At 41.9% G+C, this 7,583-nt stretch carries 9 protein-coding genes and 2 pseudogenes; 2 read left to right on the plus strand and 9 right to left on the minus strand.

All coding sequences use genetic code 11. From position 1 onward, the window contains the following. Nucleotides 1-141 precede the first annotated feature (141 nt). On the plus strand, nt 142-345 hold the full coding sequence (locus SSIN_RS02635; protein ID WP_037615413.1) for a CsbD family protein: 204 nt from the start codon (nt 142-144) through the stop codon (nt 343-345). 358 nt (nt 346-703) lie between these two features. On the opposite strand, the gene SSIN_RS02640 is transcribed toward SSIN_RS02635, so the two are convergent. From SSIN_RS02640 to rlmB, 9 genes and pseudogenes are all read right to left on the minus strand, one after another. Further along, nucleotides 704-1,222: a GNAT family N-acetyltransferase gene (locus SSIN_RS02640; RefSeq protein ID WP_037615430.1), complete on the minus strand. Its 519-nt coding sequence runs from the start codon at nt 1,220-1,222 to the stop codon at nt 704-706. Between the two features lie 5 nt (nt 1,223-1,227). After that, complete coding sequence (locus SSIN_RS02645) at nt 1,228-2,277, minus strand: DUF389 domain-containing protein (protein ID WP_037615416.1); 1,050 nt, start codon at nt 2,275-2,277, stop codon at nt 1,228-1,230. A gap of 328 nt (nt 2,278-2,605) precedes the next feature. Continuing rightward, nucleotides 2,606-2,842: pseudogene (locus tag SSIN_RS10885) on the minus strand (DUF898 family protein). Further along, nucleotides 2,840-2,964: pseudogene (locus tag SSIN_RS10790) on the minus strand (IS256 family transposase); the annotation flags it as partial. The pseudogenes SSIN_RS10885 and SSIN_RS10790, both read right to left, overlap by 3 nt. A gap of 268 nt (nt 2,965-3,232) precedes the next feature. Next, nucleotides 3,233-3,625 carry a 30S ribosomal protein S9 gene (gene rpsI / locus SSIN_RS02655; RefSeq protein WP_002902303.1) on the minus strand — a complete coding sequence of 131 codons (393 nt, stop codon included), beginning with the start codon at nt 3,623-3,625 and terminating at the stop codon, nt 3,233-3,235. 18 nt (nt 3,626-3,643) lie between these two features. Continuing rightward, entirely contained in the window at nt 3,644-4,090 is a 447-nt protein-coding gene (gene rplM, locus SSIN_RS02660; protein ID WP_002893769.1) for a 50S ribosomal protein L13, read from the minus strand. 183 nt (nt 4,091-4,273) lie between these two features. Further along, on the minus strand, nt 4,274-5,137 hold the full coding sequence (locus SSIN_RS02665; RefSeq protein ID WP_037615418.1) for a DegV family protein: 864 nt from the start codon (nt 5,135-5,137) through the stop codon (nt 4,274-4,276). Next, nucleotides 5,127-5,648 carry an NYN domain-containing protein gene (locus SSIN_RS02670; RefSeq protein WP_037615421.1) on the minus strand — a complete coding sequence of 174 codons (522 nt, stop codon included), beginning with the start codon at nt 5,646-5,648 and terminating at the stop codon, nt 5,127-5,129. The genes SSIN_RS02665 and SSIN_RS02670 overlap by 11 nt, the downstream gene beginning before the upstream one ends. Continuing rightward, nucleotides 5,645-6,373 (minus strand): 23S rRNA (guanosine(2251)-2'-O)-methyltransferase RlmB, encoded by a 729-nt coding sequence (gene rlmB / locus SSIN_RS02675; protein WP_037615424.1) that lies wholly within the window; start codon nt 6,371-6,373, stop codon nt 5,645-5,647. The genes SSIN_RS02670 and rlmB overlap by 4 nt, the downstream gene beginning before the upstream one ends. A gap of 153 nt (nt 6,374-6,526) precedes the next feature. Here rlmB and SSIN_RS02680 point away from each other — a divergent pair, with 153 nt between their 5' ends. After that, nucleotides 6,527-7,492, plus strand: a complete 966-nt coding sequence (locus SSIN_RS02680; protein ID WP_037615427.1) for an aromatic acid exporter family protein — start codon at nt 6,527-6,529, stop codon at nt 7,490-7,492. Nucleotides 7,493-7,583: the final 91 nt, after the last annotated feature.

Consider the following 7,583-nt stretch of genomic DNA (forward strand, 5'->3'; position numbering starts at 1 on the left):
ATATCTGTAAAAAATAATTGATATTTTAAAAAATTATTCTTGACTTTTTACATAGAATGCCTTATATCTATTATCTCGCTTGAATGAGTATCAAACCGCATCCAACTTAGATAATACACTTAATAAAGGGAGGAAATTTCCATGTCAATCGAAGAAAAATTCAACCAAGCTAAAGGTTCTATCAAAGAAGGTTTCGGTAAACTTACTGGCGACACAAAAACTCAAGCAGAAGGAACTGCTGAAAAAGTAGCTTCAAAAGCGAAAGAAGTTGCTGAAGACGCAAAAGGCGCTGTTGAAGGTGCTATCGCAGGCGTTAAAAACATTATCAAAAAAGACGGAGAATAATCATCGTCTGTCGTTCTTATAAAAAACACTCTTATCCTATGCTTTTAGCAGAACTAGGGATGAGGGTGTTTTTCTATATTGCTAAGGCATTGACTTTTCAGGAGAGAATAAAAGCATATCATGAATGTCAAATTGAGACTTTTTCTAAAATCCTTTTATAAACAGGAGCCATGTTAGCCAAACAAGCTGGAGTTTCACTACAGCCTGTTTCTGAAGCCTTAACTCATAGTGATAAACAGGTAACAAAAGTATATGTAATTACAGCTGATTCGCTAATCAAACAGTTGGTGAAAATTCTTGAATGTCCGCAAAGATTAATGAGTCCATTGACCCTGTCACTAAACTGAAAATGTTGATGTTATAGATTCGTTATCTCAAATATTTCTGTATGAATCCACTCATTATTCATTTGTAAGTCATTTTCTATGATCCTACTAAAGGTGAAACCATTTTTTAAAAGCACTCTCTTAGAGGCCAGATTATCCATTGCCGTTCCTGCAATGATTCTATTTAAACCATAAATCGTGAAGGCTTTGTCTAAAACAAGTTTAACCCCTTCGCTTGCATAGCCTAAATTAGTAACATTTTCTCCAATCCTATATCCAAGTTCTGCTGTTTTTCTATCGCTTTCTAAAACACTTAAATTGATTCTTCCGACCATCATGCCTTGCGAATCTCTAATAAGATGCATGTAGGCGTCATGATTTTCTTGTTCCGTTAACAATTCCCTTGTAATTTCTTTAAAACCTTCTGAATCAAAATAGTTAGCTGGTCTGGGAGGTAAATTTCGCTCAAAATACTCCCGATTTTCTTTTTCAAAAGAATAGACATCTAGACTATTTTCTTCAGACAACAACTCTAAACCTATTCTGTTCATCGCCCTCAATCCTTGTCTGCTTCATTTTCTTTTACGAGATCTTTTTGTGAATCTTTTTCAGAGAGTTTTTGATCGATATACTTGTTAATGATTTCATAAAATTCCTTGGTCGTCTCACTATCTAATTTTGTCGAATTATGGACTTGATTGACTTTCAATTGAACAGATTGAATACCGTAAGAGGCTTGTTTTTGGTGGATCGTTTCTAATTCTTCTTCTGAAATCAGATCTCCAACAACTGTCAAGACCAATTCATTGTTCCTTGACTTGTAGACTTGATTAATGACCGTATAATTGGCGAACTCTTTTGCTACAAACTGTTTGATCCCTTCTTTTCGCGCTTGTTCTATCGTCAGAGTAACTGCCGAATAGCTGGCTGGAAGAACCAATATTGCTATCAAAGAAAGTAAAACCACTCTCATTTTTATGTTCAATTCTTTAAATGAAGATAAGGGAGATTTTCTCATCAAAATTCTTGTCCCAATAATATTGGCAAGCATAATAAAAACACAATTGATTAAAAAGAGGTAGAAAGCTCCAAATAAAAAGCGGAAGTTCCCATTAGCCAAACCATAACCTGCTGTACAAATCGGCGGCATAAGAGCTGTAGCAATGGCTACTCCTGGCACAATATTGTTTGCTTCTTTTTTCCTTGAACCGATCACACCAGCAATTCCACCAGCAATGGCAATGAGGACATCCCAAATGGTTGGAGAGGTTCGTGCGATCAACTCGCTACTTGCATAAGATAAAGGAGAAATCCAGAAATACAGAGTCGAGACAAGTAAACTGACCAATACTTGAGTAAATAAAACCTCTAGAGATTGCTTGATTAAACGCGTATCAAAAATAGCTAAACCAAATCCGAGTCCAACAATCGATGTCATAAGAGGGGAAATCAGCATGGCTCCAATAATGACAGCAGTTGAATTCATATTTAAACCTATAGAGGCAATAAAAATCGCACACATCAAAATCACTGTATCTCTTAATCGAACATGAAGATCATCATATAATTTCTCACGGTATTCACGAGTTGAATAGTTTCCAGTCATCTGTTTCTCCTTTTATTTGATTTATTTCTGTTTATCCATTGATTAGGGCAGAGTGATTTTCTGTCAAATATTACATATGTATTTAAATTTTCTTAGTTCTCACCTGTAAGTCTTTTGAAAAATATCCCTTTTTACTAGACAAATAAAAAAGTATCTATCAGTCTATCCTCCATATTATATCAAAAATTTCATGGTTTTTCCCTGAGGAAATCCATCGGTTTAAAAGATTTTTATATCCTTTCCAAGATAGAGAACAGACAAAATTTCAGTTTCCTTATTCTAAGAACAAAAGACTGCATCTCCTATAAAAGAAGATGCAGTTTCATGATTAAGCGTGATGAGTATGTTTCACAATCCATTGCTCCATTTTGATAGTTAACCAGAAGCCATAGATTCCAAACGTGATGATGGTTAGAAGAAACCACTTAATCTAGTTACCGAACAGTTGTGCTCCAGTCCCGTCAAAGTATAGACGTTGACCATCCACTACCGTGTGTTTGGTTTTCCAATTTTGCATCATGCAAACCGCCCAAGGTGTGGCAATCCCTAAGGTAAGCCCGCAAATTAGGGCTGATAACTCTGTTTGAAGCAGGTTGTTCATAGCTGTTTCAAGAGAAGATTGGAAAAATTCATCAATATCTTGCTTTTGGGTTAGGAACTTAACAATTCTGTGGTAAACTGTGTCATAGGAATAAGTCTCTTTTTAGTAATGTTTCGCAACTCTACTATAACGAATTTATTCCTTTTTGTGTTTACACAACTTATTTTACACCACCGTTTTTCATATCGTTTTTACATTATAACACAAAATAACACAAAAGACTATTAACAAAATAATATTCAAGATTAAGGTAAATTAAGGTGGATTTTGAGGTGAACTCTTCCAAAAAATACGAAAAAAGCACCCATAAGGTAAACTTTTGAGTGCTTTGAAACCTTGATATAATCGTGTTGATTAACGTTTAGAGAACTGGCTAGCTTTACGAGCTTTCTTAAGACCTGGTTTCTTACGTTCTACCATACGAGCATCACGAGTAAGAAGGCCTGCGCGTTTCAATGAATCGCGGAAGTCTGGGTCTACTTGAAGAAGGGCACGAGCGATACCGTGACGGATAGCGCCTGATTGACCAGCGTAGCCACCACCATCAACGTTTACGAAAACGTCGTACTGACCAACAGTTGAAGTAACTGCGAATGGTTGGTTGATAACCAAACGAAGGTCAGCGTGTGGGATGTACTCTTCAACATCTTTTTTGTTTACAGTGATTTTACCAGTTCCTGGAACAAGGCGAACGCGTGCAACAGCGTTTTTACGACGTCCAGTACCTGCATATTGTGCTTGTGACATACTTTATTGTTCCTTTCCTTAGATAAGTCCTGAAATATCAAGAACTTCTGGTTGTTGTGCAGCGTGAGTGTGCTCAGCGCCTACAAATACTTTCAACTTCATACCTTGAGCACGGCCAAGAGTATTGTGCGGAAGCATACCTTTAACAGATTTTTCAATCAAACGAACAGCGTTCTTAGAGCGAAGCTCACCTGCTGAGATTTGTTTCAATCCACCTGGGTACATAGAGTGAGTGTAGTAGATCTTATCAGTTGCTTTTTTACCAGTCAGTTTTACTTTTTCAGCGTTGATAACGATTACGAAGTCACCTGTATCAGTGTGAGGTGTAAAGGTTGGTTTGTTTTTTCCGCGAAGTACGCTTGCTACAACTGCAGAAAGGCGCCCAAGAGGTACATCAGTAGCGTCTACTACATACCATTTGCGTTCAACTTCACCTGGCTTAGCCATGTATGTTGTTTTGTTCATGATTTCTCCTATATGAATATCGTTTTTGTTTACAGGGCGGATGTTCCGGTCCGCGGGTTATTTGAAAGGTTCCGGGGCCTTACAAATGGGGTAAACAATACCGCCTACTATCATACCAAATTTTCTAACCAAAAGTCAATATATTTGATGCAATTATTTATAAAATAACGATTTCATTTCTATTTAGTCTGAAAGTTCACTGCCAATGCTAAAGAGTCCTAGAGTACCTGGGCCAGTATGCGTCGAAATAACCGGACCAAGAGGCAGGATAAGGACTTCTGTGACCTCCTCAGAAGCCAAAATCTGCTCCTTGACATTTTCAGCGACTTCTTTTTCGCCTGCATAAGCGATCACTACCCGCGGATTAGCAATATCTTCCAGCGTCATGCGAACTACTTCGGCCTGCGCCTTCTTCTTGCCGCGAACCTTAGCGACCGAGTCCAGAGTCCCATCTCCCTTGACAGCGATAATCGGCTTGATATTGACCAAGCTCCCCATAAGCGCAGCAGTTTTGGAAATCCGACCGCCCCGCATGAGGTGATTGAGGTCATCAACCAGAAAATATGTCTTAATCTTAGGTACCAGACTCTCAATCAAGTCTGCTGTCTGCTCCAAGGTCTGGCCTGCCGCTCTAGCTTCCGCAGCCTTCATGACCAAGAGTCCCTCTCCCATAGAAGCCGCCTTGGTATCAATAATCCGAATGACCGCATTCGGGTAGTCCTCTAGAACCATCTCCCGTGCCATAACTGCACTCTGATAGGTGCCAGATAGAGCTGAAGCAAAGGCAACATAGAGAACCGGCGTCTCTTCCTTGGCATAGCTACGAAAAACATCCTCAAACTGACCAACATTAATCTGACTGGTCGTTGGCTTACTGCCGGTCTCCATCTTAGCTAAAAGCTGGTCACTGGTCAGCTTATCTGGTCCGACAGTCTCGTAGGTCTGCCCGTCCAGTTGAATGGTTAAGCCCAAAACCTGCACATTATTTTCTTGAGCCCAGCTTTCCAACAAATCTGCCGTTGAATCGGTTAAAATTTTAAAGGTCATCTTTTTTCTCCATCATTTTTTGTAAATCGCGCAAAGATTGGCTGTCCATCGGTCGCAAGGGCGGTCTTTGCAGGTTGATTTGTCCGCTCAGCTGATTGAGGTCTGATTTGGTAACATCCACTCGCTTCTCTAGCTCTCTAGCGGAAACTCTCAAAGCCCCTTGGGCAAAGACAGTCCACTGCTCATTGAGATCACTGGTCGCAACCGACACCTGATTTTTGGGTGTATTGAGCTCAGCTGCCAAGCGCTCGATATAGTCATCCGCCGTTTTCTCCTCCTCGGTGAAAACGACCGTTACATTAAACTCCTCGTAGGTCTGCCGAACTCCCGGCATATACTGGGCATCAAAGACGCAGATAACTTCCAGTCCTTCAAAGCTGGCATAATTGCTGAGCTTCTGGAGCAGAATGGTTCGCGCGACATCTAGCTCTCCGCGGTTAAAGTAAGGACGAGTCTCCCGCCAAAAGGCCGTCATATTGTAGCCGTCCACCAGTAAGATTTTTCTTTTCATAGGCGATTACGAAAAACTTCATACATGAGAACAGCCGCTGCGACACTGGCATTGAGGCTCTGGACATGCCCATTCATAGGGATGGAAATCATCTCGTCCACCTGCTTTTTAATATTGCTTGAGATCCCCTTACCTTCGTTGCCGATAATGAGGGCCAGCTTGCCTGCTGTATTCCACTTATGAGAAGGCGTCCCCTGCATATCCGTACCGAAAATCCAGAAACCAGCTTCCTTGAGCTTGTCCAGTGTCTGGCTGAGATTGGTCACGCGGGAAATGGGAATATGCTCAATGGCACCCGTTGAAGTCTTGGCTACGACTGGTGTCACTCCAACCGCTCGATGCTTGGGAATGATGACTCCTGCCACATTGGTCGCATCAGCCGTCCGCAAGATAGAGCCTAGATTGTGCGGGTCAGTCAGCCCGTCCAAAATCAGCAAGAGAGGATTGTCTTCCTGCTCTGCTTTTTTCAAAAGTACCTCGAAGTCAGTATAGGCGAACTCCGCCACCCGCAGAACAAAGCCCTGGTGAACAGCTCCATCAGTCATTTCCTGCAAGGTCTTCTTAGGTGTCCAAGAGATGGAGACCTTTTTTTCCGCTGCTAAATCCTTAATTTTATCGACCTTTTTACCACGAAGGTCATCCTGAATATAGAGTTTATTTCCAGTGTTAGCTGCGAGAGCCTCTGTCACCGCATGCACACCGTAGACAATATCATTTTTTTCCATAGGTCTAGTATAACACAAAGGCGCAAAAAATGGCGGCCGGATTTATTCGGGCGAGACAGATTTCTGCTCTGATAAAACGCAATCAGCCAACTCCAACTTTCACCACCAGTCATGCTATAATAGAAAGAAGTCTAAAAAAGGAAACTCTTACTCATGTCTCTCCTCCAACGCACCATCAAATTGACATTGGCTACCTGCCTCGCTGCTTGGCTGGCTGATTTTTTAGGCTTGGCCTACTCGACTTCAGCCGGTATCATTGCCATCCTCAGCGTTTCCGACACCCGCCGCAGTACAGCAAAGCTGGCTGGAAACCGCTTTTTGTCCACCCTGCTGGCTCTGGCTATCGGAAGCCTGGCCTTTCACTTTCTGGGCTTCAACCTCGGAGCATTAGCCCTCTATATCGCAGTCTATGTGCCTCTGGCCTTTCGTCTAGGCTGGGAAATCGGCATCACTCCCAGCACTGTTCTAGTCACCCACCTGCTCTTAGAAAAAACCACCTCCTGGTCTCTGCTTGGAAATGAGCTAGCTCTATTTCTTATTGGAACTGGCTTTGCACTCCTTGCCAATCTCTATATGCCCTCGCGCCAGCAAGAGATTGACAGCTACCATGAACAAGTAGAAGAACAGCTGAAAAAGATTCTTCTGCGCTTTGAATATTTCTTAAAAGCTGGAGACGGTCGAAATGATGCAGCTCTAATCAAGGAGCTGGACACCATTCTGCAACAGGCCTTACAGCTGGTCTATCTGGATCACTCCAACCACCTCTTTCATCAGACCAACTACCATATTCATTATTTTGAAATGCGGCAGGCGCAAAACCGCATCCTGGAAGACATGGCCGGTAACATCAACAACTGCCAGCTGGCAGCCAGTGAGAGTTTGATTTTGGCCCGTCTTTTCTCCAAGACAGCCCAACAGCTCAGTCAAGAAAATCCTGCTCACGAGCTGGTTGAAGAAATCGAAACCTGCTTGGCTGTTTTTCGCGAACGCCCGCTCCCTAAGACCCGGCAAGAATTTGAAACCCGTGCCACGCTCCTACAACTTTTACGAGACTTGGAGACTTTTATTAAGATTAAGGTGGAATTTTATCAAAATTACCAAAAAGTACAAGCAAGTTAGCTCTGTGCTATTTCCAATAAATAATAAGAGGAGGCTGGGACAAAAGTCCTAGCCTCTCAATTGTCTTTGGATTGTCGAGCAAGACGCAGTG

Origin of the sequence: Streptococcus sinensis (assembly GCF_000767835.1) — a bacterium.
Taxonomy (GTDB): Bacteria; Bacillota; Bacilli; order Lactobacillales; family Streptococcaceae; genus Streptococcus; species Streptococcus sinensis.

Coding starts and splice junctions, on each gene's coding strand:
- rpsI (WP_002902303.1), bottom strand. CDS start 3,625: ATGTCACAAGCACAATATGCAGGTACTGGACGTCGTAAAAACGCTGTT.
- SSIN_RS02635 (WP_037615413.1), top strand. CDS start 142: ATGTCAATCGAAGAAAAATTCAACCAAGCTAAAGGTTCTATCAAAGAA.
- rlmB (WP_037615424.1), bottom strand. CDS start 6,373: ATGGAAAAAAATGATATTGTCTACGGTGTGCATGCGGTGACAGAGGCT.
- SSIN_RS02665 (WP_037615418.1), bottom strand. CDS start 5,137: ATGACCTTTAAAATTTTAACCGATTCAACGGCAGATTTGTTGGAAAGC.
- SSIN_RS02640 (WP_037615430.1), bottom strand. CDS start 1,222: ATGAACAGAATAGGTTTAGAGTTGTTGTCTGAAGAAAATAGTCTAGAT.
- SSIN_RS02670 (WP_037615421.1), bottom strand. CDS start 5,648: ATGAAAAGAAAAATCTTACTGGTGGACGGCTACAATATGACGGCCTTT.
- rplM (WP_002893769.1), bottom strand. CDS start 4,090: ATGAACAAAACAACATACATGGCTAAGCCAGGTGAAGTTGAACGCAAA.
- SSIN_RS02645 (WP_037615416.1), bottom strand. CDS start 2,277: ATGACTGGAAACTATTCAACTCGTGAATACCGTGAGAAATTATATGAT.
- SSIN_RS02680 (WP_037615427.1), top strand. CDS start 6,527: ATGTCTCTCCTCCAACGCACCATCAAATTGACATTGGCTACCTGCCTC.